Origin of the sequence: Xanthomonas sp. NCPPB 2586 (assembly GCF_041475775.2) — a bacterium.
In the GTDB taxonomy this organism is placed as follows: domain Bacteria; phylum Pseudomonadota; class Gammaproteobacteria; order Xanthomonadales; family Xanthomonadaceae; genus Xanthomonas; species Xanthomonas campestris.
In genome coordinates this window covers 1,950,382-1,976,157 of sequence record NZ_CM192981.1, presented here as the reverse complement: position 1 = coordinate 1,976,157, position 25,776 = coordinate 1,950,382, and the positions used below count along the sequence as shown (strand labels likewise).

Sequence of the window (25,776 nt, the reverse complement as noted above, 5' to 3'; positions counted from 1 at the left end):
ACCTGGAATTACCTCCTGGGGTAATCATAAATTAATCTTTAAAATCAATTGCTTGCGATAGATTAAGGGCCAGGGATTACCTGATTACCTGTTCCCGATGGTCATTTGGAAATTCTGGCGGTCAGACTGCCCATGTGGCCTCGCGGCTTGAGGCGCTATAGGGTGCCCCTCACGCAGGGATCCGCAGGGATTAGCGAGCTATCAGAATCGGCGCAGGCGCCAGCAGCAGCTTGGCTGGTGAGCCGGTGCGGGACTGCCGAAAAACAGGGGCATGAAGACCGCAGGCGTGGCGGGGCGACGATTGCGCGCGCCAGGGCCAATGGCATGCACAGGCGTCGGAGTTTTCCTACTGCGCCCACCTCAGAAGGCAGGCACCATTAACGAGTAGACCCCTCAGGGCACCTGCCATAACTGCCGGCGTTCGTGATGTCCGCCTCGGTGCAGTCGCAGGATGATTGCGGTGGCCTGCCTGCCAGTGGCCCCTAGATGGATGAGACAATCGAACCCATGAATATGAACGAAGTTAGACAAGTGGCGGAGAAGCCTCGCAAGGGCGAGTTCTATCGGCTTAGGCCCGACATGCGTGGAAGCCAAGGACATGGCGTCGTGTTCGAAAACGAAAAGAATTTCCCGCTCCCTAGTCATATGAGTCTCGATGAATCTGGCGGCGGAATTAAAGAATTCAGAGATACGCCTCGCCTGCGCCAGAGTAAGCGCGATCAAATGGTTAATGATTTAGATTCGAGCTTCCGGGGTTACTGGCTTGTATCCGAGCCGTTGAAGGAGGTATTCGAATCAATTGATTCAGAGGCATTCTCTTTTGCCAAATGCGAACTCACCCTATATGACGGATCGCAGGCTGCGCCACATTATTTCTGCGAAGTAATTAGAGAAATTGATGCGCTTGACGAAGAAGCATCTACAGTAAAAATATTGACCGAGGGCTATCCAAAAGGGAAACACTACAGCCTAGTGGGTGGAGCCAGGCTCGCCTTTAAAAAAGATATGTTGGGCTCAGCCCATGTCTTCCGTACCCCCTATAACGGAGCTCTCGTCATATGCGACCGCTTGTTTCGAGACGCGCTAATCGAACACGGATTTGGAAAGGCGCGCGAGTCGCGCGGCGTCTGGCTCTGCGACGCTGCTGATTAGTGAGTCAATAGCTTTTCGCAAGCACCTTAAGGATCGGGGAAATGCCTGCTAATAACGTCGTTTTACAAAGCCACCATGTTATAGAGCAGAGCATTTTACAAAGACACCCCCTATTGGTGGAGCTGGTTAAAAATGGGCTAATCGACGAACACGCCTCAGCAAATCGGCTCTATCTACCTGTCGATGGAAAACTAGCTGAAGCGATTGAAACGTCGCCGCACCGGGGCCGGACGCGGAGTTCATATACAGAGGGGATTGTCGAAACGCTGGATAACCTTTCTGAAACAAGCGCGGGCACTGCTGCGCTTGAAGGCGATCCTATTGCACTTAAAAGAGTGTCGGCCCAAGTATCTGAGCTACAGGACACACTGAAGGTGGCCCTGATCAACGGCGATGTATTCACGACTACGCCGGATCGACTTACCAAAATTGAAGCCAACGCGCAGAACCACAGAACTTTTGCCGATCTAAAAAATTACGGTATAGAGCATGCCGAACAGTTGAAAACCTTGCGTTCGATGAGTGAGGTGGAATCCGAATGGGCTGCTATCACCCACTCGGAGCATCGGATTGGCGCGGTGATCGGCGCCGCAAAGGACACCTCGGCCAATCTGGTCGCAGCCCCGGGCGACCCGGTTGTGCGCGAGATCGCTGGGCGCGAGGAGTTCCGCTTGGCGATCACGCACGCAGAACAGGCCGGCCGTGTAACGCTATCCGAGTCCAATGCGGCGTTGGTCCGGCAGGTGTTGGATGACACGCCAACCATCGGCGGTGCTGCTCGCAGCATTCGCCAAGTAGCGGGCGCCGTATCGCCGCAATATACGCCGCTGTCGCAACGCGGCTTCGCCACTGCAGAGCTGCTAGCAGGCGACTTGTCGGCAGGCCAGGCACTACGCAGCGCCGGCCTGCTCGCCACCGCCGCCGATACCGCCGTCACCGGTCAGCGCGCCACACGCTTCCTCGGCCAGGACAACCCGCTCGCCGCGCAATCGGAGCTGGCGCATTTCGCCGGCCGCAATGTCGGTGGCTGGGCCGGCGGTACTGCTGCTGCCTACGCGCTGGGTAGCTCGGGCGCGGGGCCGATGGTGCTGATCGCGGCCGATGCCTATTTCATGACCAAGGCCGGCGAAAAAGCCGCCGAGTTGCTCGACAACCGCACCATCTACCAGCAGACCGATCGCGACGGGACGCACTGGTCGTTCGATGGCCGCGCCTGGGCACGCGAGGGCATTGCCGACACCACCCGCGACGGAGTGAACAACCCGACCGCCACTCCAATCGTCGCCAGCTATGAGAAGGCCCGCGAACTCGATTACCAAGCCACCAACGCCGCCGCAGCGCTAGCCCTCAAGGATGCGCCCGCGCCCGCTGATCCGTATCGCCAGCCTGCCAACCCCACAGACCGGCCAAGCCTGAGCACTGCCGACTGGCGGCGTGATGCATCGGACGGCCAGTGGCATCGCCAGGTCAAAACCGAGATTTCCGGCGCCAACGATCGCGGCAGCTACCTGCAGGAGACAGCCTTGCCACCCCGCGCGGCTGAACTGGACGCGCAGGCGCAGGACGTCATCGCGCGCAACATCGCCAACAGTCCGGGCGCGATCGCCGCGCGCTATGAGCTGGCACATCACCGAAGCGGCTGGGCCGCCGACGGGCTGCCGATGTCGCCAGCAGTGCTGCAGGCGTTGCCCGACCCGGATGCGTTGACCGCCTCGAACGGCCAGCACTACTACCGCAACATCGAAGGCCAGTGGACCAGCAACGGCGCCCCACCCGATGGCAACCGCGTGCTGGAACTGGAGACCACGCGCGCGATGCTGCAACCGGCACTGGCCGAGCAGGCGCAGGCCATTGCCACCATCCGGCAGTCTCCGCAGGACGTACAAGGCGAGCAGACGCTCTACCGCTATCGCATTGTCGGCACCGAGTTGCAGCCGCAATGGCGTGAAGCGATCGAACTGGCGACTCAGCGCACCCGCGAGGCAGAGGGACTTGCGGGCGATGGTGCGATGCAGTTGCAGCGCGGCCCTGGTGGAAGCTTCGGCGCCGATAGCCCGATTGCGCATCTGCAACGCGGGCCCGATGGCGTAGAGCGTATTGCAGCAGTCACCAGCACCGAGGACATCCGCCAGGCACTACAGGAGGTGCAGGCGCGGCAGAACACAGCCCTGCCGATACAGCAGCTGGCCTCGGCGCCTCGCTCATCGGACGGATCCGCAGATGCGGACACGTCGTCTTCCGCACCCTCCAACCAGCATGCGCTCGACGTGCAGGCGCGGGGCCAGGCGGCCAGCGCCGCGCAGGAGCGTCAGGAACGGCAGCAGGAGGACCGGCAAGCGCAAGACCAGCAGCTGGCGCAGGTACGCGCGCACACGCTGCAGGAGCAAACCTCGCACGAAGACCGAGCGCAGGACGCTCAGGCGCTGCAGGCGCATGCACTGCAGGAACTTCGCCGGCAAGAATCGCAACAGTTGGAGCAGCAAGAACGCCAGACACAGGCTGCCCAGCAACGCGAACAAGTCCAGCAGCAGGCGCACGACGCCCAACAGCGCGAACAAGCGCAGCAGCAGGCCCAGGAGACGCAGCAGCGCGAGCAGGAAACACGCCAGGCCCAGGACGCCCAGCAGAGCCAGCAGGAACGCCTGCAGGCGCAGGATGCGCAACATTCCCAGCAACAGCCGCTGCACGCCCAAGCGGCTCCACAACGCGAGCCGGAGCCGGCACAGGAAGCCGTCTCGCGCGAGCCGTCTTCGCTCCATGCGCAAGACACGGCGCCGCGCCAGCCCGAGCAGCGGTCTACCCCGGATGACGTCACCCAACGGACCCAGGAGCAGCTGGCAGAGCCTGCGCAAGCACATGCATCCCACGTAGCGCAGCAGCAGCTGGAAAGCCAACAAGCGCAAGAAGAGCGCCCGCAGGAAGTCCAGCAGCGGACAGCGCAGAACGCGGCGATCGCGCAGACAGCGCCGGCAGATCAGCAGCAGGTTGCGGACCTGCACAGCGGCCAACAGCCGATGACGGCGCAAGCCTCGGATGCGCAGCAAAATGCACCTGCCCAGCAGCCCGAGCAACCGGCGGACGCGCGCCTGGCCCAGGCGGCGACCCCGCCTTACGCGCCATCGCTCGCCACGCCGGTCGCCGCAGAACACCGCGACGATCAGCAGGCGCTCATTCCAACGGCTCAAGCACCGAAAGCACCAGATCCCCCTGCAGCGTTGCCAGTGTCCGCACACCTGGCGCAAGCGACAGGGCCATCGCTGGAAATGCCGACCGCTGGCGGCTCCGAGGGCGGGGCCGATGCGCGCGAGCCGCTTTCCGCGTCCTTGGCAGATGAGCATGACCGTCCTGCTGCTGTGCCCGTCGATCCGAACTCCTGGGAGGAAATAGAGCGCTCCATGCGTGAGCTGCGCATCCAACTCGAACAGGATCTCGAAACAGAAAACCGCGTCGCAGAAGCGCGGCAGGCGCGCGTGGACCGTGGCGAACGGCCGTTTACCGAGTTGGAATTGCGTGATGGGTACGATCCGGATGGCCCCTCTGGACTGAGACCACCACGCGCCCCGCCGGCAGACACCGCGCCACAGTCTCTTGCCGCTGGCGAGCAGGAAGATCGGCCGCAGCCCCAGCGCAAGAACATCACTGGCGATCCGGATGTGGACGAGTTGCTGTACGCCATCGACTGCAAGAACGAACTGGCGATCGAACAGGCCTTGAAACGAGTCGCCAACAGTCCCTACAGCCAGGCACTTGCCAAACAAGGGCACGAATTTTTGGATGCCCAGGCGATGCAGGAAGCCCAGGAGCAGGCGAGTACGCGCCAGGCACTGAACATGGACGTCTCGACAGAGGTGCAGACCAGCCGTGGCCCGGTGATGGTGATGACACTGCCGCAGTTCGCCAACGGACCGGCGATGCAAGGTCCGCAGGGTGATGGCGGTGGTGGCGGAGATGGCGGCGGCGGCGGCGGCGGTGGTGGTGGTGGTGGTGGTGGTGGATAGCCGGAACACGTGTAGCAAGTTGAATCATCGAGAGAACACTATGGACATGCAGAACACCTCCGCGCTGCCCGATGTCAACGGGTCGGAACGCACCCTAAAAGAATCGATCCAGGCCCTGGCGGCGATGATCGGGACGCTGCAGCGCCGCGAGCACGCATTGGACGATCTGGTCCGGGAGCAGCTGCAGCTTCTGCAGAGCGCCGTCAACAGTGCCGATCAGCGCGTCAATCGCGTCGTGGAAAACGCACTTCCCCGGCTGACGCAATTGAGCAATCAGGCGCTGACGCAGACGCTGGAACCGGCGGCAGAGCGATTTAACAAGAAGATGGCAAATGCAGAGCAGGCGGTTCAGCAGGCCACCCAGCGCTATGCACACGCACAGCGCTCCCTGGAAACAACGACAATGCGGCGCATGTGGATCGCATCGATTGCCCTGCTGGTGGCGGGTGTCATCAGCGTGGTCGTCGCCGGCTACGCGCTCTACAGTACAAAAGCGGCTGTCGCTGAAGCCGCCAAACTCAGGGCGGAAATCACCTTTTTAGATCGTGTCGCTCGTGCCAATCTCGTTGCCTGTGGCAAGGACAGGCTATGCGCCGAGATCGACAAGAAAGGAGCGCGCTATGGCGATCGCGGGCAGTATCGCCTAATCAACCTGCGCTCAGATGCGACCCACTGAGCGGCGCAATATCTAAGGCAACCATCCCGTTCCGACGTAGTTAGATTCCGGTGCAATAAGAACGCCTGGGGAGGTCGGAACCTCCCCAGCCGTAAACAATTAGTTGCTTTGGGGGAAGCTGATGCCCGGAGACGTACCGCCAAAGGAGGTACAGCTACCGCGCGTCAGGTTGTTCTGCTCGAATGTGGTGCCGGCATCGCCCAGACAGGCCGGGGCATTTGTCGTGCCATCATTTACGGCTAAATTCACCGAGACACGCGAGCCTGGGTTGAACGACACTGTTTGGGTGTTGGCGCCGTTACCGAAGACGTTGAATTCGGACTGGCGCCAGATCTTGTTGATGTTCACTGTAGAAGCGCTCTGGCTCACGCTATAGGCTCTTCCATTCACCGAGAACGTCAAGGTGTCCACGCCCCCTGAGGTTGCCGAACCTGTCAGCTTGACGCCGCCAATGCCCGACACTGGCACCAGAGGCACCGTCACCGAGTCGCTGTTGATAACGCAGGCATTACCTTCGTACGCATCCCAGCCGGATGGGCAACCTACCGCGTCGTACTCCGAGGAACTGTCCGCATAGACCCAGCTTTCGATAAAGATAACCGGCTGAAAACCGTTACTGGAATTCTCATCTGAGTCGCTGGAGTAAACGTACTGTTGCCAGGTCTTGCATGAGGAAAAACCAAACTGCGCGCAGGCGGCGGGATTACTGGCATTGTCGGTATTAATCTGAAGAGAATATTGAACCACGCCGGTGGTCACTCCGCTCACGCTAGGGAACGAACCGACCGCCGAGCGGGTTAGCCTACTTGAGCGCGCTGCATAATCGCTGCCGTTACCGGTGATGAACGCCCTGTCGGTGGCCATTGTGGTACGACCCTTGTCATTGGCAAGGTGCTGCGACCCCATGACTACCTTCGGCGGTGCCTCGCAGCGCACCGCCTTCCAGCCCATGTCAGGAAAAGTCGAAATGAAGCAGCCCGTCATCGCTGGAATTTCTTGCCTCAGGGTCGTTTCCCATGCAGACATAGCCTCAGCGCGGCCAGCGTGATTGATCGCGGAGACCTGCGTAGCCGCCCCTGCGTTAGCCGCGCAACCTACGATACAAGCGGCGAATAGATATTTCGATTTAATTTTCATGTTAATTTCTTGTTAGTTCGGAGTTAACGATCATCCTCCGTTATAAGAGGAGGCCTCACTCAAATCAGAAGCAGCAGATACATCGACGAAGTAATAGCGAAATGGCTAAGCCATACTTTCGGCTCGATCACACTCCTGCCAAGTGGTTCCGAGACTAAGACTAAGGAAAGGGCCATATTCCAACGCAGAAAAAAAGATCGCGCGTCAAGGGAGCCAGGCGCAAGGCGACTTGATCCGACTGCACAAATGGATGAACTATATATTTCGGAAATCTCTAAGTAGCCCCTAGACATTTCTCTACGAAGTGGTAGTAAAAAGCCGCCCATGTATGGGCGGCTCTTAGCCTTTTATTCGAGCGGCTGCGTTTTCTCCAGGCGATCACGGGGCACGGCGGCGTACTGATCGATCATCTCGATCCCTAGGGACTCGAAGCCCTCCAAATATGCGGCGACCAACGTCGTACCAGATCCAGCAAACGGATCAAGCACACGCCCACCCGCCTCACAGATCCGCACCAGCTGCCGCATCAATTCAGTGGGCTTGCCGGTCAGGTGATGCTTGTCGGCTTTGCGTACCGACTCACGGATAACACCAGGCAGCACCGGCGCACGACGATCCAGCGGCATGTTGCCCTTGCTGCCCCACACGATGTATTCGGCCTGGTTGCGGAAGCGCCCCAGTTGCGGCCGTACGCCTTCGGTCTTGTCCCAGACTGTGATGCCGCGCCAGGTGAAGCCGGCGATCTGCAGCGCGTCGGTGGTCAGCGGCAGCTGCCGCCAGTCGGTGAACAGCAGCACCGGCGCGCCATCCTTGAGCACGCGCGCGCACTCGGACAGCCACAGGTGCATCCACTTCAGGTGTGAGCGCTGGTCGCGTTCGTCGCCGACAAAGTCGGCATGCAGTTGCGCGCCACCGCCTTGGACGTACTTCTGCGATGGCGGCTTGGCCCGTGCCGCAGCAGTTAGACCGCCGCTGGCATACGGCGGATCAGTGATCAGCGCGTCGAACGAATTGGCTTCGAGCGTGGGCAGGATAGTCAGGGCGTCGCCCTGGAGCAGCTGGTTTTTCATGGTGAGAGCCTTCTTGGATTCGCTCGCGGCGATCGGAGGTGAGGCTCTCGGCCTTCAGGTGATTGAGCGTGCCGCAGCGCGGGCACTTGATCTGGATTTCATCGAATGCGCCGGCCTTGCAGAGCAGGCGGGCGCATTCGCCACAACGGAGGTTCTTGAGCATTGCGTGGTCTTGCGGTGGGAAAGGATTACGCGGCCGCTGGCGGCGCGTAGGGGGTGAAGGCGATCACCTCATCGCCCACCCAGTCGTTGATCTTCAACATGCGCGCCTGCAGCGGTTCGAGTTCGTTGGCGGCCCACACGGCAGCGGCCTCACGGATCGACCCGAAGCCGCCTGCGTTCTGCGGCACGATGCCCATGAGTTGCGGCGGGATCCGCAGCGCGGCCAGCATGTCGTCGCGGGTGATGCCCTTGATGCCGCTGAACTCGTCCTTGGCCGCCACCTCGCTGACCGGGATCAGCTTCAGGCCGTCCTTGTTGCCGCCGGGCGAATACAGGAACAGATTGCGGAAGTTGCCTGGCCCCTTAGCGCCCTTCATGGCGTTGCGCAGCGCGTCCACGTCTTCCTGGCTTTGCTGCGGGTCGGTCAGATACAGGATGAAACCGGCGTGCGAGCCATTGTTGTAGTACTTGCGGCGGAACAGCGTGGCCGACTCATTGAGCAGCGCGGACTGCATCGCCGGCATCCACTCGGGCAGGCCGTAGAGTTCTTGATCAACATCGGCCTCGCGCAGCTGGAACACGCTGCCCGGCTCGAACACGTGTTCGTCGTGCCAGGTGCGCACTTGGAAGTACTCGCCCTCAGTGATGCCGCGCCGCATGTACTTGGACAACGGGGCAGCCAGCGACAGGGCACCGCCCATGCGGTTGCGGCGGCGCTCAAGGTAGCCATTGCCCAACGTGATCCAGTCCAGCGATAGCTGCTCGAAGGCCTCGCGCGTCAGCAGCCGATGTGGCTTGAAGGTGCGCGCCAGCATGTTGCGCTTGAAGATCAGCCCGGACTGCAGAAACGGATTGCTGCGGGTGGTCTTTGACAGACCATCCAGCGCTACCGGCGGCTCGTACCAGCGGCCGTTCTGCCAGCACTCCAGATAGTCCAGCACCCCGCGCCCATCGAGCACCGGCGTCGGGTCGCCGAAGGTGAAGGCCTCGGCACGTGTGGCCTGCGCAGGCTCGGCAGCGGGCAGCTGGTCGGTCAACATCAAGAGATCTCCATGAAGCCGGAGTTGCGCGCGGTGCGCCCTTCCAGCGGTTCGTTCTGCAGCGCGTGGAACAGTGCCCACGCCAGGTCCGCGTGGCCGGTCTCTTCCGAGCGGCCGGCGGTGAAGGTGGATTGCCGGCCGCTGGCCGTCATGGTCTTGCGGATGGCCATCAACGACTGCGCCACGTCGGTCCAGCCGGCGTCGAACTCCAGCCGCCCGTTGTGGATCACATCGAACGCCTTGAGCACCAGGCGTGTCTTGACCTCGGGCGAGTAGCTGAAGGTGACCAGATTCGGGAAGAACTGCTTCACCAGCTGCGCCACGCCGCTGCCCATGCCGGTGGTGTCGATGCCGATGTAGGTCACCCAGTAGCGGCGCGTGATGCGCTCGATCTCGGCCGCTTGCTTGGCAAAGTCCATGCCCCGGAACTGGATGCGCTCCAGCAGTCGGAACTTGCCGCCCGGCTGCTGCGGTGGCGCGACCACGACCAGGCCGGCGGTGTCGCCTGTCTCGGCAGGGTCGTAGCCGATCCACACCGCGCGATCGCCGTAGGGGCGCGCGGCGAACGGTTTGTAGTCCTGGCCCCATTCGACCCAGCTATCGACCATGCACGGCTGCAGCATCGCCAACGGGAAGATGCTGGCGCCGTCGTCGACGAACTCGCACATCAACAGGTTTGCGAAGGCGTCCGGGCTGTATTCCTCGCGCAGCTCGTCGATGTCGAACAGGTCGCAGCCACGGCGCTGGGCGTCGAGGATGTTGACGATCTGCCGCCACGCGCGATCCTGGCAGCGGCGCCCACCGGCCAGCGCGTCATGCGAAACATCAATCTGGATCCTCTGCGCAGCCGGCTTGCCCTTGTTGCGGCGTTCGCCGGTCCAGAACGTGTAGGCCTCATGGGCCATGCTCGATGGCGTGCTGAAGTAGGTCTTGCGCCACTTCTTGTGCATCGCCATGCCGCTGGCGACCTTGTTCAATTCGTTGAACCCGTAGGTCCAGAAGAACTCGTCGAAGTAGAAATTGCCGTGGTAGCCCTGGGCGGTGCGCGCATTGGTGCCCAGGAAAAACAGCTCGGCGCCGTTGGGAAACACGATGCTGTCACCGCCGGAGAGCGTCTCGTCGATCGTCTCGCGCACGAACTGCTGCATGTAGCCGCGAAACAGATGCGCCTGCGCCTTGGAAGCGCTGAGGAAGATCTGATTGCGCCCGGTGGTGAGCGCGTCGATCAGCGCCTCGCGAGCGAAGTAGAACGTGGCACCGATCTGGCGCAACTTGAGGATGATGCGGGTACGTTCGTTGCCGGCCCGGTACCAATCGCGCTGGTAATCGAAGCAGCCGTCGATGAACGCGGTGGTTAGCTGTTCGACCTGTTCTTCAGTGAAGTCGTTGCGCTTGGGTTTTTTCTTTGGCGCAGCGTTGCGATTCGCCACAGCCGGATTAAGATCGGCTTCGTTGCCGCCTCCCTGGTAGCGCTGGATGCGCGCCTGGCGCTCCAGCTGCCGATGCAGCAGATCGATTTCTTTGAAGTCGCCGCCGGACTTTTCCGGCTTCATGATCAGCACGACCAGGCGCGCTTCCAGTGCGCCACCGATGCGCTCAACGTTGTCTGCGCGATCCCACTCGTCACGCGACTTCCAGCTGTGTACAGTCTTCTCGTTCTCGCCGATGGCCTGCGCAATTTCGGTCACGCGCCATCCCATCCAGTACAGGAACTTGGCCTGTCTGCGGGTGTCCATCGGGAGCTGGGTGGCAACGCTTTGCATGCCGACCAGGGTGCAGCCCACCTCTTAATCCCGACAGTTCAACGACGCGTAATCGCCTGGTTTACACGGTGATTGCGTTGCTGCGTTGTGCGTCGCGTTTGACCATGGGTCATCGCAAACGCATCCAGCGCAGAGGACACCCATGTCGGCCAAGGCCAAGAAGTTCCGTTCCAACTGGTTCCGCGTGGCCGTCGAAGGCGCCACCACCGATGGCCGCACGATTCAGCGCAGCTGGATCGACGACATGGCCGCCACCTACAACCGCGAGACCTACGGTGCGCGCATCTGGATCGAGCACATGCGCAGCCTGCTGCCGGACTCGCCGTTCCGTGCGTATGGCGATGTCACCGCGGTCAAGGCGGAAGAGGTGGAGATCGATGGTGCCAAGCGTCTGGCGTTGTTTGCACAGATCGAGCCGACCGCCGACCTGATCACGATCAACAAGTCCAAGCAGAAGCTCTACACCAGCATCGAGGCGCAGGAGAAGTTCGCCAACACCGGTAAGGCGTATCTGGTCGGCCTGGCCGTGACCGATTCGCCGGCCAGCCTGGGCACCTCCATGCTCAGCTTCGCCAGCCAAAACCCCGACGCCAATCCGCTGGCCGATCGCAAGCAGTCACCGGGCAACCTTTTCACCGTTGCCGAAGAAACCGCGCTGGAATTTAGCGAGATCAGCGAAGGCCCGGTCGCCAGCCTGCTGAGCCGGATTCGCACCGCGCTCAAAAGCGAAGACGCCACCGGCATCACGCCCGAGCAGTTCGCAGACCTCGGCGAAGGCGTTGAAGAGATCGCCGAGCACGTGCGCGGCCAGGACGAACGCTTCAACCGCCTGCAGGCCGAACACGCCGAGCAGAAGACCAAGCACGAGCAGCTGGCAAACGACCTGGCACAGCTGCGCGAGTCGCTGTCACAGCAGCCCGACCCCGCACAGCCCGCACGACCGGTGGTCACCGGCGGCTGCGCCGCTGTGCTGACCGACTGCTGATCCCACACCACACACACGCCGCCAGCGCCCCACCTTCGGAGCCACCATGCAAAACGCTACCCGCCTGCAGTTCAATCAGTTTGCCGAGCAGATCGCCAAGCTCAACGGCATCACCTCCGCCTTCCATTCCTTCGCGGTCGATCCGACCGTGCAGCAGAAGCTGGAAACGCGCATGCAGGAATCCAGCGAGTTCCTGTCCAAGATCAACATCATTCCGGTGGACGAATTGTCCGGCCAGAAGGTGGGCATCGGCGTCACTGGCAGCATCGCCAGCCGCACCGACACCGGCGCCGGCAAGACCCGCACCCCGCGCAACGTCGCCGCGCTCGACAAGAACGAGTACGTCGCCAAGAAGACCGACTTCGACACCGCGATCCCGTATGCGCTGCTCGATGCGTGGGCCAAGTTCCCGGACTTCCAGGCGCGCTTGCGCGATGCCATCGTCAAGCGTCAGGCACTGGACCGTCTGCAGATCGGCTTCAACGGTACCCATGCGGCTGCCGACACCGACCGCGCCGCATTCCCGCTGCTGGAAGACGTCAACATCGGCTGGCTGCAGCAGTACCGCACCAACGCTGCCCAGCGCGTGCTGGCGAGCGGCAAGACGGCCGGCAAGATGGTCATCGGCGCTGGCGATGGCGCGGACTACCGCAATCTCGACGCGCTGGTGTTCGATGTGGTGAGCAACCTGCTGGATCCGTGGCACCGCAAGGATCCGAGCCTGGTGGTCGTGCTCGGCCGTGACCTGATGCACGACAAGTATTTCCCGATGGTCAACAAGGACCAGGCGGCCAGCGAGAAGATCGCCACCGACCTAATCTTGACCCAGCGCCGCGTCGGCGGCCTGCAGGTGGCCGAGGTGCCGTACCTGCCCGACGGCGCGTTGATGGTCACTTCGCTTGCGAACCTGTCGATCTACTACCAGACCGGCGGCCGTCGTCGTTACATCCAGGAAGTGCCGGCGCGCGATCGCATCGAGAACTACGAGTCCTCCAACGATGCCTACGTGGTCGAAGACTATGGCCTGGGCTGCGTGGTCGAGCACATCGAGATCGAGGCCTAAGCCATGGCCGACAGTCCCGCCAAGCGTCACCACAGCCGCGTGCTCGCCGAGCTGGAAGCGGCCCAGCGCGCCCCGCACCAGCTGATGGCCGGTGCCACGGCCTACGAGCAGCACATGGCGCAGCTGCAGAGCGATCGCCTGCGGCTGAAGCAGATCCAGTCCACCCAAGGCAAGGCTGCGCTCAAGGTGCAACTGCTGCCGACCTACGTGCCGTACCTGGCCGGCGTGCTGGCCGGCGGCCAGGGCGCGCAGGACGAGATCGTCATGACGTGCATGGTGTGGCGCATTGATGCCGGCGACTATGCCGGCGCGCTGGAACTGGGCGCCTATGTGCTCAAGCACAACCTGCAGATGCCTGACCGCTTCTCGCGCACGGTGGGCTGCGTGCTGGCCGAAGAGATCGCCGAGGCGGCGCTGTCTGCGCAGAAGACCGGCCAGCCGTTCGATGCGGCCGTGCTAGCCGACACCGCAGCGCTGACCGCCGAACAGGACATGCCCGATGAGGTGCGCGCCAAGCTGCACCTGGCGCTGGCCCGCGCCTCGCTGGCAGACATCACCGACGAGACGCCGGCCGACCAGGCGCAGCCCATCGCCGCCGCCGCTGTGGCCGACCTGAAGCGCGCCATCGCACTGCACGGCAGCTGCGGCGGCAAGAAGGATCTAGAGCGCGCCGAGCGGCTCTTGAAGAAGTTCAGCGTTGAGCCTGCGGGCACCAACGCATAACCGAGCGTCCCCGCAACCCTCGCCGGCTCGGGGCTGATCCACAGCACTCCATCGCTGCGGTGACGCCCCGACCACCGGCGATCTCTTCCGAGCCATCCATGAGCGGATTCACTGCCACCGGCACCACCAGCGCCACGCCCGATGCGATCGCCAATGCGCCGTTCTGGCCGGCGATCGCACCGACCAGCGTGCGGGCGAGCATGCGCCTGGATGGCACCGTCACCGATGCGCGTTTGCGCCACGCCATCGTGGCCGCAATGCTCGCGGTCAACGATGAGCTGCAGACCTGGGCGCAGACGCAGCAGGCGGCTGGCTACGCGGTGTTGACCGATGTGCCCAGCACCACTGTCGATGGCATCTCGCGCCGCGTGCAGCTGTACCTGCGCGCTGTGGCGTGTGCCACCGCTGTCGAGGTGGCAGAGCGCTATCGCAGCTTCGATGCGACGGACAGCGCCAACCAGCGCGCCGATGACTTGTCGCCGAGCATCACCGAGCTACGCCGCGACCAGCGTTGGGCCGTGCGCGATCTGCAGAACCTGCCGCGCAGCACGGTGGAGCTCATCTGATGCGCGTGCATGCCATGCAAGGCGACACCGTCGACCTGCTGTGCTGGCGCCACCTGGGCAGCACGGCCGGCCTGGTCGAGCGCACCTATCTCCTCAATCCCGGCCTGGCCGAACTGGGCGCTGTGCTACCGCACGGCACGCCGGTGGAGTTGCCCGAGGTAACCACCACCACGGCGGCGATGACGCCGCTTGTGCAGCTATGGGACTGACCTGATGACCGAACCCACCTCCGTATCGAGCGGCTTCTTGATCGCCACCGGTGTGGGCCTTGCCTCCGTGCTGCCTGGCATTGACGGCGATGCGCTGATCGGCGCCTTCGCGGGTGGCGCGCTGTTCGTGGTGTCGGCCGCCAAGCAGCCGCTGTTGGCGCGGCTGATCTATTTCCCGGTGAGTGTCATCGCCGGCTACCAGCTGGCGCCGGAGCTGCTGCGCTGGCTGCCGATCAAGTCCAGCGGCGTGGCTGCCTTCGCCAGTGCAGCGTGCGCCATCACGGTCACGCTGGGCCTGATCGAAAAGAGCAAGTCGTTTGACTTTTCCTTCCTACGTCGTGGAGGTCCGCCCAGTGCATAGCCTGGTCACCGTCCTGACGTTGATGGCCTCACTCGCCATCTGCGTCCGCCTGCTTACCTACCACCGCCCCGTCGATGCGCGCCACCGACGCGGCGCCGGCTGGTGCGCGTGGCTGCTGATCGCCAGCACCGGCGGTCAGGCGCTACACATCCTGCTGGCCGGCGCCGGCTCGCAGGTCAGTCCCTGGCACCTGGGCACGTTGACCGTGCTGGCAGTGCTCACCTACCGCGCCCAGGGCAACGTGGCGCGCATCCTCAAGGTCGATTGATGTTCACCGATACCCAGCTCGCCTCGATCATGCAGTGCTCGCCGCAACGCGCCCAACGTTGGCATGGCCCGATGCTCGCCGCTGCCAACCTCTTCGGCATCACCACCAAGCGCCGCGCCGCGCACTGGCTCGGCCAGGTTGGCCACGAAAGCCTGAGCCTGTCGCGCATGGAAGAAGGGCTGCACTACACGACCAGCGCTCGGCTGCTGGAAGTGTTCGGCGCACGCATCACCCCGGCCCAGGCGCCCAAGTTCCTGCGCAACCCGGTCGGCCTGGCCAACTTCGTCTACGCCGACCGCCTGGGCAACGGCAACGAAGCCAGCGGAGATGGTCACAGCTTCCGGGGCCGCGGTCCGATGCAGCACACCTTCCGGGGCAACTACCGCCGCATCGGCGTGCTGATCGGCTTGCCGGTGGAAGAGCAGCCGGATCTGTTGCTGCAGATCGAACCCAGCGCGCTGGGTGCGGCAGCGTACTGGCAAGACAATGGCCTGAACGCGCTGGCCGATACGGGCGACGTGCTCGGCCTGGGCCGCAAAATCAACCTCGGCAACGTGCGCGCCAAGCGCTTGCCCGAAGGTCACAGCGATCGCGTCAGCCGCACGCAACGCGCCTTGCAGATCCTGGGCGTGAGCTGATGATCACGCGCGTGATCATCTTGCTTGCCCTGATTGCCGCGCTCGTGGGCGGCTGCGTGTGGCAAGAGCAGCGCGTCAGCGCCGCGCAGAAGGACCGTGATGTCGCGCTGCAGGCTAAGCGTAAGGCTGAGGCCGAGCGCGACAGCGCGAAGGCGTCCACCACTGTCGTCACCGAGTACGTCGACCGCGTGCAGATCGTGCGCGAAGCCGGCGCCACTATCACCCGCGAGATCCCGATCTATGTCACCCAGAAAGCAGACGCTGCTTGCGCTATCCCTGCTGGCTTTGTGCGGCTGCACGACGCCGCCGCCACGGGCAACCCTGCCGGGCCGTCCACCGGAGATCCTGATGCGCCGGCCGCCGGCATTACGCTCTCTGGCATTGCCGGTACCGTCGCCGACAACTACACCAGTTGCCATGCTACCGCCGCGCAGCTGAGCGCACTGCAGGATTGGATCGACCAGCACGTGCCGGAGCCCGCGCCGTGATCAAGCCCGCCAGCCTGCGCGCGCATCTGGTCGCGGCATTGCCGGATCTGGCCCGCGATGCCGACCGGCTGCTGGTATTCATCGACGCCGGCAGCCTGGTCAGCACATTCCAGCCCGGGCTGTCGTTCGAGTATCAGTACACCCTCAACTTGATCCTGACCGACTATGCCGGCCACCCGGACAGCGTGATGCTGCCGCTGCTGGAATGGGTGCAGGTCAATCAGTCCGAGCTGCTGTCAAATCCTGCGCGCCGTGGCGACATCGCCTTCGAGGCGGACATCCTCGCCAACGATGCCGTGGACCTGTCGATCAAGTTGCCGCTGACCGAACGCGTGGTCGTGACCGCGAAAGACGGTGGCGGCTACGACATCACCCATGCGCCCGAGCCGGTGATCGATCCCACATGGATGAGCTGACCGCGCTGGAGAACTGGGCCGCACCGCTGCTTGCGCGCCTGCAGCCCGGTGAACGCCGCACGCTGGCACGCAAGATCGGAACGGAACTGCGGCGCTCGCAGAGCCAACGTATCGGCAAGCAGCAAGCGCCTGATGGCACGCCATACGCACCGCGCAAGCAGCAGCTGCGACAGAAATCCGGGCGCGTCAAACGCGCGATGATGTTTGCCAAGCTGCGGCAAGCCAAGTTCTTCAAGGTCAGCGCTAGCCCCAACGCGGTGAGCGTGGGATTCGCGGGCCGCGTGTCGCGTATCGCACGCGTGCATCAAGCCGGACTGAAAGAGCAGGTTCGACCCAGCGGGCCAAAGGCGGTGTATGAAAAGCGTGTACTTTTAGGCTTTACCACAGCAGACAGTGTAAAGATTCGAGACCTTCTGATCAGGCATCTTGACCTGCCCCCACTGAGCCGTACCAGCTGAAGCTATAAAGTCCGTGAACCCAAGAGGACGGACATGAAGAAGAGCAGATTCAGCACCGAGCAGATCATCGGGTTTATCAAACAGGCCGACGCGGGCATGGCCGTGGCAGAGTTGTGCCGTCGGCATGGTTTCAGCCCGGCCAGCTTTTATCAGTGGCGGGCCAAGTACGGGGGAATGGAGGCCGACGAGGCCAAGCGGCTGAAAGAACTGGAGGTCCAGAACACTCGATTGAAGAAGTTGCTGGCCGAGGCGCACCTGGACATCGAAGCGCTGAAGGTTGGCTTCGGGGTAAAACGCTAGCCCCGCAACGCAAGCGCGAGGCAATCCGACGAATGCTCGAACACACCCCGTTGAGCGAGCGCCGGGCTTGCCGCCTTGCGGGGCTGTCCCGCGATGCTTTCCGCCACGCACCCGTGCCGACGCCAGCCACGCAGGCGCTGTCGGCGCGGCTGGTCGAGCTGGCCCAGACCCACCGCCGCTTCGGCTATCGCCGACTGCATGATTTGTTGCGCCCGGAGTTTCCATCCGTGAATCACAAAAAGATTTATCGCCTGTACGAGGAAGCCGAGCTGAAGGTGCGCAAACGGCGCAAGGCCAAGCGTCCGGTGGGTGAGCGGCAGAAACTGCTGGCGTCCTCCATGCCGAACGACACCTGGAGCATGGACTTCGTGTTCGATGCGCTGGCCAACGCACGCCGCATCAAGTGCCTGACCGTGGTCGACGACTTCACTCGCGAGAGCGTGGACATTGCCGTGGATCACGGCATCAGCGGGGCTTACGTAGTGCGCCTGCTCGATCAGGCGGCGTGTTTCCGTGGCTATCCACGCGCGGTCCGCACCGACAATGGCCCCGAGTTCACCAGTCGCGCCTTCATTGCCTGGACGCAGCAACATGGCATTGAGCACATCCTGATCGAGCCGGGTGCCCCCACGCAGAACGCCTACATCGAAAGCTTCAACGGCAAGTTCCGCGACGAGTGCCTCAACGAGCACTGGTTCACCTCGTTGGCACAAGCCCGGGACGTGATCGCAGACTGGCGACGCCACTACAACCAGATCAGGCCGCACAGCAGTTGTGGTCGCATCCCGCCGGCACAGTTCGCCGCCAACTACCGTACACAACAAGCCAACAACGCAGTACCCTTCAACCCCGGGCTTTATCAGTAATCACTGGTACGGACGATGGGGGCAGGTCAATCTCACTACAGATGAGTTCGGCGCTTAAACAGTCGCACGCTTTGTTGCGACTCAAGCAAGCTGAAAGATGATGAGACCTTGTGCTAGTCTCGGGTCGGACTCGCGGACAGATTTTTTGCCATCGATTCATGGCATGTGAAATGAATGTCTCTAGATATGCCCTCGGATGTTCCTCTGCTGGACGTACGTGGTGCATGGTTGCGCCAGGGAGTGTCCGCGAGTCCTTTAACTAAGCAAGGACGTCCATGGCTCTGATTTACAGTACTCCGGTACTTGATTCACTTAAAGCCGCAACATCGTTACATGACCTTGCGCAGCTTCTCAAGCTGAAGCCTGCAGTTTTAGCAATGCAGATTTATAAAAAAGATAAGAGGACGGATTGGTATACCTCTTTTGAAATAAAGAAAAAGCATGGTGGAGTGCGCAAAATAAATGCACCCGAAAAGCACCTTAAATTAATACAATCACGACTCTCCAAGATTCTGCAAGACTGTCAATTGGAAATAGCTCTTTTGAACGGGCATAAAGAAGGTCCTGACAGACAGGGTATAGCGCATGGTTTTAAACGCCACCACTCAATAATGACCAATGGGCGACCGCATGTTAATCGCCAATTTGTGTTCAACGTAGATCTTCAAGATTTTTTTGAGACAATTAACTTTGGCCGAGTTCGCGCCTTTTTTCAGAAAAATAAAAATTTCGCGCTCAATCCAAAAGTCTCCGAAATACTTGCACACATTATTTGCTACAAAGGGAGTATCCCACAAGGAAGTCCTTGTTCACCTGTTGTCTCCAATCTTATTAGCCATTCAATGGATACTCTTTTAGCAAAAGCAGCAAAAATAAACGGCGCAACATATACGAGATACGCTGATGACCTCACTTTCAGTACAAATAGAAAAGTTTTTCCGGCCCTGATCGCAAAAAAAATTAGTGCTAATGAATGGGAGCCTGGAGCCACTCTTTTAGGAGTTGTCACCAAGAGCGGGTTTTGTTTTAACAAAAATAAAACACGTATGCAATACAAAGACTCTAGACAAGAGGTCACCGGGCTAAGCGTCAATAAGAAAGTTAATGTAACAGCAGACTACAGATACACCACCAGAGCAATGGTTCACAAGTTATTCACGGATGGGAAGTTTGTTTTTTGCTATAAGGTCAAAAACTCACATGGTGAGAAAGAGATTTTTCAAGAGATCGAGGGGCGAGCATCGCAGCTCTTGGGGCGCCTTACACACATTGATCATGTTGACCAATTTAATGAATTAATTCGAAAAAAAAATGGCTTGCCTTCAGCTCTTCCGGAGGGAAGATTAAAGCTTTTTCGAAATTTTCTTTACTTCTATCATTTTTATATGCCCGACCAGCCAGTTATTCTCTGCGAGGGAAAAACAGACAACATCTATTTAAAGTGTGCCCTTAAAGCAAATGCTGCTGCATTTCCAAAAATTGTTGAGGTGAGTACAGGCTCGCCCCCAACGCTTAAAGTTAGATTATTCAAATACTCAGAGCGTCGAACGGGAGTTGTCACCGACCTGAGCGGAGGTGTTGGGGGGATATGCAAACTTCTTAAGAACTTTGACTCAAACCTGAGCATGTGGAATTCTGGCCCGAAACCAGCCCATCCCGTGATAATAGTAATCGACAATGACAGCGGCGCACAAAAGATTTACCAAGCGATAGCCGGTATAACTAAGAAGCCAAAACCAAGTGGCCGCAATAAGTTCATCCACGTTATCGAAAACATATATGTTGTACCCACACCGCCGGCCAAGGGAATTACCAATACAGATATTGAGTGCCTATTTGCTGATGCGACACTCAATGAGGAGCTGAGTGGAAAGAAATTCAATAAATCAAAAGAAATTGAAGATTCATCAGAATATGGGAAAACTGCCTTTGCTATAAATATAGTTGCAAAAAAATCTGGCGAAATAGATTTCACTGGCTTCGTCCCTCTCCTAGAAAGAATTCAGGAAGCAATGGATCACTATTACAAAAGCATAAAGAAATTTAAAAAATAACATTGCCACTTGAATTATTTCGATCACTCTAGTCAGCGATAATTCCTCGTTCGATCCGCGCTGATTGCTTTAGACAGCCCAGATTTGCTGATGTAAATTCCAGCTATACGCGTAAAAGCTATAACAATGTCTTGAGGCAAGTGAGACGCTTATGGCTCCGTTTACTTGGCTCACGCAATGGCCTCCTTCACCGCAGTTGACCTCTCCAAGCTCCAAGCCCCGAACTTAATTGAGGCGCTGGACTTCGAGACGATCTTCGCCGAGGCGCTTGCCCAGTTTCGCAAGCTGATGCCGGAGTTCTCCGCGCTCACGGAAGCCGACCCGGTCCACAAAATTCTGCAACTGTTCGCAGCCCGCGAGCTACTCCTCCGACAACGCGCCAACGACAAGGCCCAGCAGACCATGCTGGCCTTCGCCACCGGCACCAACCTCGATCACCTGGGCGCGCTATTCGGCGTCGCGCGCCTGGTGCTCGATACGGGCCAACCGGAGAAGGGCATTGCACCGACCTACGAGTCGGACGTGGACTTCCGTCGCCGGATCCAGCTGGCGCCGGAGGGCTTCAGTGTTGCCGGCCCCGAGGGCGCCTACATCTATCACGCGCTCAGTGCAGCAGCCGATGTCATGGACGCCAGCGCCACCAGCCCCGCGCCTGGCCAAGTTCTGGTCACGGTCCAATCGCGCACGGGCAACGGCACGGCTCCCCAGGCATTGTTGGACGAGGTCGCTGCCATCCTCACCAACGACGACGTGCGCCCGCTGACCGACAATGTCACGGTCCAGAGCGCCCAGATCGTCCCGTATGCCATTCGTGGGCGCGTCTACACCTATGCTGGCCCCGACTCGGCGGTGGTCATGCGCGAGGCGATGCGTAGCCTGCTGGCGTATCTGGACGAGGCACACCGCATCGGGCGCGACGTACCCGAGTCGGCCATCAAGGCAAAGCTATTCGCAGATGGCGTGCAGCGCGTGGAGCTGGACTCGCCTGCAGCCGACATTCGGATCAGCCGCACCCAGGCTGCGTACTGCACATCAATCGACATCGTGCACGCCGGCATCGATGAGTAACTCCCCGCTGCCGCCCAATGCCACGCCGATGGAGCGCGCCCTGGCCGCCGTTGCGGCGCGCCTGGAAGCGATCCCGTTGCCATATCCAGACCTGTGGAATCCGGACACGTGCCCAGCCGGCCATCTGCCGTGGCTGGCGTGGACGCTCTCGGTTGACGACTGGAAGGCCGACTGGAGCGATGCGGTCAAGCGCTCTCGCTTACGCAGCGCCATGGCGATCCAGCGCCGCAAGGGCACAGCCAATAGCGTCCGCATGGTGGTGGCCTCGTTTGGGGGTGCGGTAACCATCCGAGAGTGGTGGCAGCAGCAGCCACGCGGCCAGCCGCATACCTTCGAGCTGACGCTCACGCTCAATGGATCCGATGGGCGGGCTGCGAGCGCTCGATTTGTCGATGAGGTCATCGCCGAGGTCGAGCGCACCAAGCCAGTCCGCTCGCATTTTGGCTTCGTGCAAGGGCTGCAAACCACCGGCAACGTCTCGCTGGTGACTGGTATTCGCATCATCAACTACCGCCGTCTGTCGATGACGGCGCAGGGATAAGCCATGGCATTACAACTGGTTCTCACCACCGCTGGTCGTGCAGCGCTGATCAACGCCGAGAAGAACGGCACCACAGCCGTCAAGGTGTCCAGCATCGGTTTCACGGCGGCGGCATTCACTGCAACAGATGACTTGAAGACAATCCCAGGCCAGCACCTAACGCTCTCCAGCATCTCAGGCGGCACCACGTCGTCCACCACCATCCACGTCACTGTCAGCGACACAAGCCGGGCCACCTATGAGGTTCGCGGTTTTGGGCTGTATCTGGAAAACGGCACGCTGCTTGGCAGCTATTCCCAGCCCGAACTGATCATGGAAAAGGCGGCTGCATCTGACCTGCTGATGTCGGCCGACATCCTGTTCTCCGGCGTCACCGTGTCTTCGGTGACGTTCGGCAATGCCAACTTCACCAATCCGGCCGCGACTACGGAGAAGGAAGGCATCGCTGAACTTGCCACGCGCGCAGAGACCATTGCAGGCACAGACGCGCAGCGTGCCGTCACACCTGACGCATTGAAAGCCGCGATCGACAGCCGCAGTGGCCGTGCGCGCTTCGAGGCGTCCGGCACCTTCGTCGTTCCGGCCGGGGTAACTGGGATCTACGTCAGCGGCTGTGCAGGCGGCGGTGGTGGCGGTGGCGGCGGAACCCGCGCCGAGAAATCCAATGGGTCTGGGGTCTACACCGCAACTGGCGGTGGCGGCGGAGGCGCTGGGCAGTCGATTCAGCGCGTGCGCTTTGCGGTCACACCTGGCGTCAGCCTTCCGATCGTCATCGGTGCCGGTGGATCAGCTGGCGCAGGCTCACGGACGGATGGTGCATCTGGAGCCGCCGGTAATGCTGGGGGTGCGACGGTCATCGGCAACCTCATCACCCTGGCCGGGGGTCAGGGCGGCGGAGGTGGGTTCGCCGGCGCCAATCAGGTGGGTGGTGCAACCGGCGGAGATGGCTACCCAGCCGGCGGGGACTCCGCATCAATCGCTGCGGTCGCTCCTTATGGCCCTGCAGGAACCGGTGGCTCGTGCCCGTTCGGCGGCGGCGGGCCTGGCGGTCGCAGTGCAGGCGACACCACGTCAGCCAGTCGCAAGGGTTTCGGCTTTGGTGCTGGCGGCGGTGGTGGCGGCGGCGTGTCCAACGGCGCCGGCGCTGGCACGTTCGGCAAGGATGGGGCCACCGGGTGCCCCGGCTTCGTTTTCATCGAGTGGTGCTGATATGACGATTGGACGTTACGCGATGATCCAAACCGGGACCGACGTGGTGGTCAACATCATCGTTTCCGATAGCGGCTTCACCATTGACGGTTTCGAGTTCCGCGCACTCCAAGACAAGACCGTGTGCGAGCCTGGCATGTACTTCAATCGCGGTGACGGGCTGTACTACTTCGACGCGCAGTTCACCCAGCGCGAAGTCATCGCACCTGAGCCGCCTGCCAATTTGTAGTATCGCTGCGCTGCGTAAATCACGCAGCTACAGCACAACTGCGGTGTCATCCTGCACGCGCGCGACGACCATGACTGCATGGGCAACGCATCCTCCGCACTGAGTAACGCCATTCGTCTCGGCACTGTCGCCGAGGTGAATCTCGCCACCGCGCGATGCCGTGTACAGGTCGGCGAGATGCTGACCGACTATCTGCCTTGGGTGGTCACCCTGGCCGGCACCACCATCATCTGGTCGGCGCCGGCAATCGGCGAGCAAGTCGTGGTGCTGTCGCCGGCCGGCGACCTGGCCGATGGCCTGGTGCTACGCGGCTTGTACTCCGACCAATTCGCAGCGCCTGCCGCATCCGACACGCTACACGTGCTGCGCTTTACCGATGGCGCGCAGATCCACTACGACACCGAGGCGCACGCGCTGCAGGCGACATTGCCCAGCGGCGGCACCGCGACCATTACCGCCGATGGCGGCATCACGCTCAACGGCCCGCTGACGGTCAACGGCGAAACGATGCTCAATGGTGATGCCACCATCACCGGTACCGCGACGGCAACCACCGACGTGCTCGGCGGCGGGATCAGCCTCAAGCACCACAAGACCACCGGCGTGACCGCCGGTCGCGCGCTCAGCGGCGGCCCGGAGCAATAGGCCAATGTACTCAAGATTAACCTTAGAGTGGCTAACAAAACTACTGTGCAGTCGTCAGGCGAGCACGACCGGTACTCGGAACGGCATGTACCAATCTTAGACTTCCGTCCCTCCGTGCCGTCCACACCCACCTGACGAATGCTCTGTAAATTTTTTAACCACTTTTAGATGCTTTTTAAGAAATCCTTTGCGTTTAAATAATCATTCACGTAGTCCGTTGGAGCATCGTTAAAAGCAGACCAATCGCCATCTGGACTCACATAGACTTGATTAAGATTGTTCGTGCTAGAGGCTAAGTCCCAGCAACTATTATTTTCTCTTAATCCACGAACCAGTGCTGAAGCAGCCTGTGGACCCGCCGGAGATTTCGTCCTCATTTTGGTGAAGCGATCCATCTTTGAATTCTCTGCAGGTTCTGCCGCAAGCGCTTCACTAAGCGAGGGGTTTGGCTCTGCTGGGCCTGGAGGATAAGACATCAAGGGGATTGGAGTGGAGCTTTCTAGTCTCTCTCCATAAGTATGAACCTTCTTCAGCATTGGCCACGGATCAACCACGACTGCATGGTCACCTACCGTTCTATCGCGCCAGTCTCCGATTATCACGTAATTGTGATCCTGCCCACTATCCCTAACCTGAATTACTGGCATTTTTCGAGGCATGCTACGTAGTTCAGCTGCACTCAATCGTCGATGTTCCCCACAGCTGCCTCCGCCAAACTCTTTAACTGTTTTCAGCTCCTCAAATTCGTCAGAGCAATGCCCTCCATTAATCATGTCACGGGCTAATTTCATACGAGTCCAGCTACGACCGCCGCTCATGCATATTGCTGCCTCTTGATTTCCAGGGCCATCAGGGAACGTCTTATAACCTGTTTTCTTCACAACCCTGCTTGCCAGCCCCATCGCCTCAAAGGTCTTACGGGAAACGGCAACCGGATCAGGTGAAAAATTTCCTGTGATTTCTTGCAGGCGGTCATCATGGATATCGCACAGAGGTGACCATTCGCGAACTACTGAACTTGAGGAGCCAGATCGATTGACGGGCATAGCAGAATCTCTTGCTAGATTGAGAATTTGAATTTAGCGAAAAAAAAACGATAACAAGTCCTGGATCCCGAATCGAAGAACGCCGTAGCGAAGCATTCCCAATCAATGGCTGTAGTGTCCAATCAACCGTTAGCCGTTTACGTAAATAATTTATCCACAGGTCGAATTTGTATTTGCAGATCAACAATAAGTAAATCGATGGTGACATATTCAAAGCAGCCAAATGCACCAAAATTCTGAAAAAAAATTCCCCATCTCAACTAGTCAAAGGATATCGAAGTGGTTGGAATTGATATGACAACTGGTCTGTGTATCGAGGGCGAGCAGCACTTGGCCCAGTCGATCGCCTGCATCCTCACCACGCCTATCGGCACGCGCGAGCAGCGCCGCGACTTCGGCTCGCTACTGCCCGAGCTGATCGACCAGCCATTCAACGGCGCCACCCGCACGCTGCTCTACGGCGCTACGGCCACCGCATTAATGCGCTGGGAGCCGCGCCTGCGCCTGACCCGCGTCACCCTGGTCATCGGCGATACGCCTGGCAGCTTCGTGCTGACGATTGAGGGCGAACGCACCGACGTTGCTCCCGCCAATGCGCGCTCGCGCATGACCATCCCGCTCCGCTTCCGCTCGTCCTGATCGAGG

General features: G+C 60.6%; 28 protein-coding genes. 22 read left to right on the top strand and 6 right to left on the bottom strand.

The features are described from left to right. The first annotated feature begins 513 nt into the window (after window positions 1–513). From ACCQ09_RS08445 to ACCQ09_RS08435, 3 genes are read left to right on the top strand one after another with little or no spacing between them, the layout of a single operon-like run. A complete protein-coding gene (locus ACCQ09_RS08445) occupies window positions 514–1,152 on the top strand; it encodes an imm11 family protein (protein WP_080640323.1) in 639 nt (212 codons plus the stop codon). Between the two features lie 41 nt (window positions 1,153–1,193). Continuing rightward, window positions 1,194–5,150 carry a hypothetical protein gene (locus ACCQ09_RS08440; RefSeq protein ID WP_237384657.1) on the top strand — a complete coding sequence of 1,319 codons (3,957 nt, stop codon included), beginning with the start codon at window positions 1,194–1,196 and terminating at the stop codon, window positions 5,148–5,150. Beyond that, window positions 5,083–5,826 (top strand): hypothetical protein, encoded by a 744-nt coding sequence (locus ACCQ09_RS08435; RefSeq protein WP_040942474.1) that lies wholly within the window; start codon window positions 5,083–5,085, stop codon window positions 5,824–5,826. Before ACCQ09_RS08440 ends, ACCQ09_RS08435 begins: the two co-directional genes overlap by 68 nt. 99 nt (window positions 5,827–5,925) lie before the next feature. On the opposite strand, the gene ACCQ09_RS08430 is transcribed toward ACCQ09_RS08435, so the two are convergent. The 5 genes from ACCQ09_RS08430 to ACCQ09_RS08410 all read right to left on the bottom strand — a co-directional run bounded on the left by ACCQ09_RS08430 (window position 5,926) and on the right by ACCQ09_RS08410 (window position 10,998). Continuing rightward, on the bottom strand, window positions 5,926–6,963 hold the full coding sequence (locus ACCQ09_RS08430; protein ID WP_040942473.1) for a hypothetical protein: 1,038 nt from the start codon (window positions 6,961–6,963) through the stop codon (window positions 5,926–5,928). A 347-nt stretch (window positions 6,964–7,310) separates the two neighbouring features. After that, on the bottom strand, window positions 7,311–8,033 hold the full coding sequence (locus ACCQ09_RS08425) for a DNA-methyltransferase (protein ID WP_040942472.1): 723 nt from the start codon (window positions 8,031–8,033) through the stop codon (window positions 7,311–7,313). Then, window positions 7,951–8,196: a Com family DNA-binding transcriptional regulator gene (locus tag ACCQ09_RS08420; protein ID WP_040942471.1), complete on the bottom strand. Its 246-nt coding sequence runs from the start codon at window positions 8,194–8,196 to the stop codon at window positions 7,951–7,953. The genes ACCQ09_RS08425 and ACCQ09_RS08420 overlap by 83 nt, the downstream gene beginning before the upstream one ends. Before the next feature lie 25 nt (window positions 8,197–8,221). Then, window positions 8,222–9,235, bottom strand: coding sequence for a phage portal protein (locus ACCQ09_RS08415; protein WP_040942470.1), 1,014 nt, complete (start codon window positions 9,233–9,235; stop codon window positions 8,222–8,224). After that, window positions 9,235–10,998: a terminase ATPase subunit family protein gene (locus ACCQ09_RS08410; protein WP_197708557.1), complete on the bottom strand. Its 1,764-nt coding sequence runs from the start codon at window positions 10,996–10,998 to the stop codon at window positions 9,235–9,237. The genes ACCQ09_RS08415 and ACCQ09_RS08410 overlap by 1 nt, the downstream gene beginning before the upstream one ends. A 142-nt stretch (window positions 10,999–11,140) precedes the next feature. On the opposite strand from ACCQ09_RS08410, the gene ACCQ09_RS08405 reads away from it, so the two are divergent. The 18 genes from ACCQ09_RS08405 (at window position 11,141) to ACCQ09_RS08320 (ending at window position 24,085) form a co-directional block, all read left to right on the top strand. Beyond that, complete coding sequence (locus ACCQ09_RS08405) at window positions 11,141–11,983, top strand: GPO family capsid scaffolding protein (protein ID WP_040942468.1); 843 nt, start codon at window positions 11,141–11,143, stop codon at window positions 11,981–11,983. A gap of 46 nt (window positions 11,984–12,029) precedes the next feature. After that, window positions 12,030–13,046, top strand: a complete 1,017-nt coding sequence (locus ACCQ09_RS08400; RefSeq protein ID WP_040942467.1) for a phage major capsid protein, P2 family — start codon at window positions 12,030–12,032, stop codon at window positions 13,044–13,046. 3 nt (window positions 13,047–13,049) lie between these two features. Then, the gene (gene gpM, locus ACCQ09_RS08395) at window positions 13,050–13,769 is read left to right on the top strand and encodes a phage terminase small subunit (protein ID WP_040942466.1); all 720 of its coding nucleotides are present in this window, start codon (window positions 13,050–13,052) and stop codon (window positions 13,767–13,769) included. 98 nt (window positions 13,770–13,867) lie between these two features. Further along, window positions 13,868–14,335, top strand: coding sequence for a head completion/stabilization protein (locus ACCQ09_RS08390; RefSeq protein WP_040942465.1), 468 nt, complete (start codon window positions 13,868–13,870; stop codon window positions 14,333–14,335). Further along, the gene (locus ACCQ09_RS08385; RefSeq protein WP_005917735.1) at window positions 14,335–14,544 is read left to right on the top strand and encodes a tail protein X; all 210 of its coding nucleotides are present in this window, start codon (window positions 14,335–14,337) and stop codon (window positions 14,542–14,544) included. The genes ACCQ09_RS08390 and ACCQ09_RS08385 overlap by 1 nt, the downstream gene beginning before the upstream one ends. A gap of 4 nt (window positions 14,545–14,548) precedes the next feature. Further along, window positions 14,549–14,905: a phage holin family protein gene (locus ACCQ09_RS08380; protein WP_005917737.1), complete on the top strand. Its 357-nt coding sequence runs from the start codon at window positions 14,549–14,551 to the stop codon at window positions 14,903–14,905. Further along, on the top strand, window positions 14,898–15,173 hold the full coding sequence (locus tag ACCQ09_RS08375; protein ID WP_029220345.1) for a phage holin family protein: 276 nt from the start codon (window positions 14,898–14,900) through the stop codon (window positions 15,171–15,173). Before ACCQ09_RS08380 ends, ACCQ09_RS08375 begins: the two co-directional genes overlap by 8 nt. Then, a complete protein-coding gene (locus ACCQ09_RS08370; protein ID WP_040942464.1) occupies window positions 15,173–15,811 on the top strand; it encodes a glycoside hydrolase family 19 protein in 639 nt (212 codons plus the stop codon). The genes ACCQ09_RS08375 and ACCQ09_RS08370 overlap by 1 nt, the downstream gene beginning before the upstream one ends. Beyond that, window positions 15,811–16,299: a hypothetical protein gene (locus ACCQ09_RS08365; protein WP_040942463.1), complete on the top strand. Its 489-nt coding sequence runs from the start codon at window positions 15,811–15,813 to the stop codon at window positions 16,297–16,299. Before ACCQ09_RS08370 ends, ACCQ09_RS08365 begins: the two co-directional genes overlap by 1 nt. Continuing rightward, the gene (locus tag ACCQ09_RS08360; protein ID WP_040942462.1) at window positions 16,296–16,715 is read left to right on the top strand and encodes a phage tail protein; all 420 of its coding nucleotides are present in this window, start codon (window positions 16,296–16,298) and stop codon (window positions 16,713–16,715) included. The genes ACCQ09_RS08365 and ACCQ09_RS08360 overlap by 4 nt, the downstream gene beginning before the upstream one ends. Then, window positions 16,703–17,173: a phage virion morphogenesis protein gene (locus ACCQ09_RS08355; RefSeq protein WP_040942461.1), complete on the top strand. Its 471-nt coding sequence runs from the start codon at window positions 16,703–16,705 to the stop codon at window positions 17,171–17,173. Before ACCQ09_RS08360 ends, ACCQ09_RS08355 begins: the two co-directional genes overlap by 13 nt. A gap of 33 nt (window positions 17,174–17,206) precedes the next feature. Next, window positions 17,207–18,339 (top strand): IS3-like element IS476 family transposase gene (locus ACCQ09_RS08350; protein ID WP_087942069.1). Its coding sequence is split into 2 segments (ribosomal slippage): window positions 17,207–17,462 and window positions 17,462–18,339, totalling 1,134 coding nucleotides; the frame shifts between segments, so codons are not numbered across the junction. A gap of 275 nt (window positions 18,340–18,614) precedes the next feature. Then, window positions 18,615–20,393, top strand: a complete 1,779-nt coding sequence (locus ACCQ09_RS08345) for a retron Ec67 family RNA-directed DNA polymerase/endonuclease (RefSeq protein WP_080640072.1) — start codon at window positions 18,615–18,617, stop codon at window positions 20,391–20,393. Window positions 20,394–20,570: 177 nt separating this feature from the next. Next, window positions 20,571–21,461, top strand: a complete 891-nt coding sequence (locus ACCQ09_RS08340; RefSeq protein ID WP_040941083.1) for a baseplate assembly protein — start codon at window positions 20,571–20,573, stop codon at window positions 21,459–21,461. Then, on the top strand, window positions 21,454–22,002 hold the full coding sequence (locus ACCQ09_RS08335) for a phage tail protein I (RefSeq protein WP_080640071.1): 549 nt from the start codon (window positions 21,454–21,456) through the stop codon (window positions 22,000–22,002). The genes ACCQ09_RS08340 and ACCQ09_RS08335 overlap by 8 nt, the downstream gene beginning before the upstream one ends. 3 nt (window positions 22,003–22,005) lie before the next feature. Continuing rightward, window positions 22,006–23,211: a glycine-rich domain-containing protein gene (locus ACCQ09_RS08330; protein WP_040941081.1), complete on the top strand. Its 1,206-nt coding sequence runs from the start codon at window positions 22,006–22,008 to the stop codon at window positions 23,209–23,211. A 22-nt stretch (window positions 23,212–23,233) separates the two neighbouring features. Beyond that, window positions 23,234–23,440: a hypothetical protein gene (locus ACCQ09_RS08325; RefSeq protein WP_228438417.1), complete on the top strand. Its 207-nt coding sequence runs from the start codon at window positions 23,234–23,236 to the stop codon at window positions 23,438–23,440. A 78-nt stretch (window positions 23,441–23,518) separates the two neighbouring features. After that, window positions 23,519–24,085, top strand: a complete 567-nt coding sequence (locus ACCQ09_RS08320; protein ID WP_040941080.1) for a phage baseplate assembly protein V — start codon at window positions 23,519–23,521, stop codon at window positions 24,083–24,085. A gap of 164 nt (window positions 24,086–24,249) precedes the next feature. On the opposite strand, the gene ACCQ09_RS08315 is transcribed toward ACCQ09_RS08320, so the two are convergent. Next, the gene (locus tag ACCQ09_RS08315) at window positions 24,250–25,131 is read right to left on the bottom strand and encodes a hypothetical protein (RefSeq protein ID WP_080640069.1); all 882 of its coding nucleotides are present in this window, start codon (window positions 25,129–25,131) and stop codon (window positions 24,250–24,252) included. Between the two features lie 279 nt (window positions 25,132–25,410). Here ACCQ09_RS08315 and ACCQ09_RS08310 point away from each other — a divergent pair, with 279 nt between their 5' ends. After that, window positions 25,411–25,770, top strand: coding sequence for a GPW/gp25 family protein (locus ACCQ09_RS08310; RefSeq protein ID WP_040941079.1), 360 nt, complete (start codon window positions 25,411–25,413; stop codon window positions 25,768–25,770). Window positions 25,771–25,776: the final 6 nt, after the last annotated feature.

Excerpts from the sequence above, each read along its gene's own strand:
- ACCQ09_RS08445 (WP_080640323.1), top strand. The coding sequence starts at position 514 with ATGAACGAAGTTAGACAAGTGGCGGAGAAGCCTCGCAAGGGCGAGTTC.
- ACCQ09_RS08440 (WP_237384657.1), top strand. The coding sequence starts at position 1,194 with ATGCCTGCTAATAACGTCGTTTTACAAAGCCACCATGTTATAGAGCAG.
- ACCQ09_RS08435 (WP_040942474.1), top strand. The coding sequence starts at position 5,083 with ATGGCGGTGGTGGCGGAGATGGCGGCGGCGGCGGCGGCGGTGGTGGTG.
- ACCQ09_RS08430 (WP_040942473.1), bottom strand. The coding sequence starts at position 6,963 with ATGAAAATTAAATCGAAATATCTATTCGCCGCTTGTATCGTAGGTTGC.
- ACCQ09_RS08425 (WP_040942472.1), bottom strand. The coding sequence starts at position 8,033 with ATGAAAAACCAGCTGCTCCAGGGCGACGCCCTGACTATCCTGCCCACG.
- ACCQ09_RS08420 (WP_040942471.1), bottom strand. The coding sequence starts at position 8,196 with ATGCTCAAGAACCTCCGTTGTGGCGAATGCGCCCGCCTGCTCTGCAAG.
- ACCQ09_RS08415 (WP_040942470.1), bottom strand. The coding sequence starts at position 9,235 with ATGTTGACCGACCAGCTGCCCGCTGCCGAGCCTGCGCAGGCCACACGT.
- ACCQ09_RS08410 (WP_197708557.1), bottom strand. The coding sequence starts at position 10,998 with ATGCAAAGCGTTGCCACCCAGCTCCCGATGGACACCCGCAGACAGGCC.
- ACCQ09_RS08405 (WP_040942468.1), top strand. The coding sequence starts at position 11,141 with ATGTCGGCCAAGGCCAAGAAGTTCCGTTCCAACTGGTTCCGCGTGGCC.
- ACCQ09_RS08400 (WP_040942467.1), top strand. The coding sequence starts at position 12,030 with ATGCAAAACGCTACCCGCCTGCAGTTCAATCAGTTTGCCGAGCAGATC.
- gpM (WP_040942466.1), top strand. The coding sequence starts at position 13,050 with ATGGCCGACAGTCCCGCCAAGCGTCACCACAGCCGCGTGCTCGCCGAG.
- ACCQ09_RS08390 (WP_040942465.1), top strand. The coding sequence starts at position 13,868 with ATGAGCGGATTCACTGCCACCGGCACCACCAGCGCCACGCCCGATGCG.
- ACCQ09_RS08385 (WP_005917735.1), top strand. The coding sequence starts at position 14,335 with ATGCGCGTGCATGCCATGCAAGGCGACACCGTCGACCTGCTGTGCTGG.
- ACCQ09_RS08380 (WP_005917737.1), top strand. The coding sequence starts at position 14,549 with ATGACCGAACCCACCTCCGTATCGAGCGGCTTCTTGATCGCCACCGGT.
- ACCQ09_RS08370 (WP_040942464.1), top strand. The coding sequence starts at position 15,173 with ATGTTCACCGATACCCAGCTCGCCTCGATCATGCAGTGCTCGCCGCAA.
- ACCQ09_RS08365 (WP_040942463.1), top strand. The coding sequence starts at position 15,811 with ATGATCACGCGCGTGATCATCTTGCTTGCCCTGATTGCCGCGCTCGTG.
- ACCQ09_RS08355 (WP_040942461.1), top strand. The coding sequence starts at position 16,703 with ATGGATGAGCTGACCGCGCTGGAGAACTGGGCCGCACCGCTGCTTGCG.
- ACCQ09_RS08345 (WP_080640072.1), top strand. The coding sequence starts at position 18,615 with ATGGCTCTGATTTACAGTACTCCGGTACTTGATTCACTTAAAGCCGCA.
- ACCQ09_RS08340 (WP_040941083.1), top strand. The coding sequence starts at position 20,571 with ATGGCCTCCTTCACCGCAGTTGACCTCTCCAAGCTCCAAGCCCCGAAC.
- ACCQ09_RS08335 (WP_080640071.1), top strand. The coding sequence starts at position 21,454 with ATGAGTAACTCCCCGCTGCCGCCCAATGCCACGCCGATGGAGCGCGCC.
- ACCQ09_RS08330 (WP_040941081.1), top strand. The coding sequence starts at position 22,006 with ATGGCATTACAACTGGTTCTCACCACCGCTGGTCGTGCAGCGCTGATC.
- ACCQ09_RS08325 (WP_228438417.1), top strand. The coding sequence starts at position 23,234 with ATGATCCAAACCGGGACCGACGTGGTGGTCAACATCATCGTTTCCGAT.
- ACCQ09_RS08320 (WP_040941080.1), top strand. The coding sequence starts at position 23,519 with ATGGGCAACGCATCCTCCGCACTGAGTAACGCCATTCGTCTCGGCACT.
- ACCQ09_RS08315 (WP_080640069.1), bottom strand. The coding sequence starts at position 25,131 with ATGCCCGTCAATCGATCTGGCTCCTCAAGTTCAGTAGTTCGCGAATGG.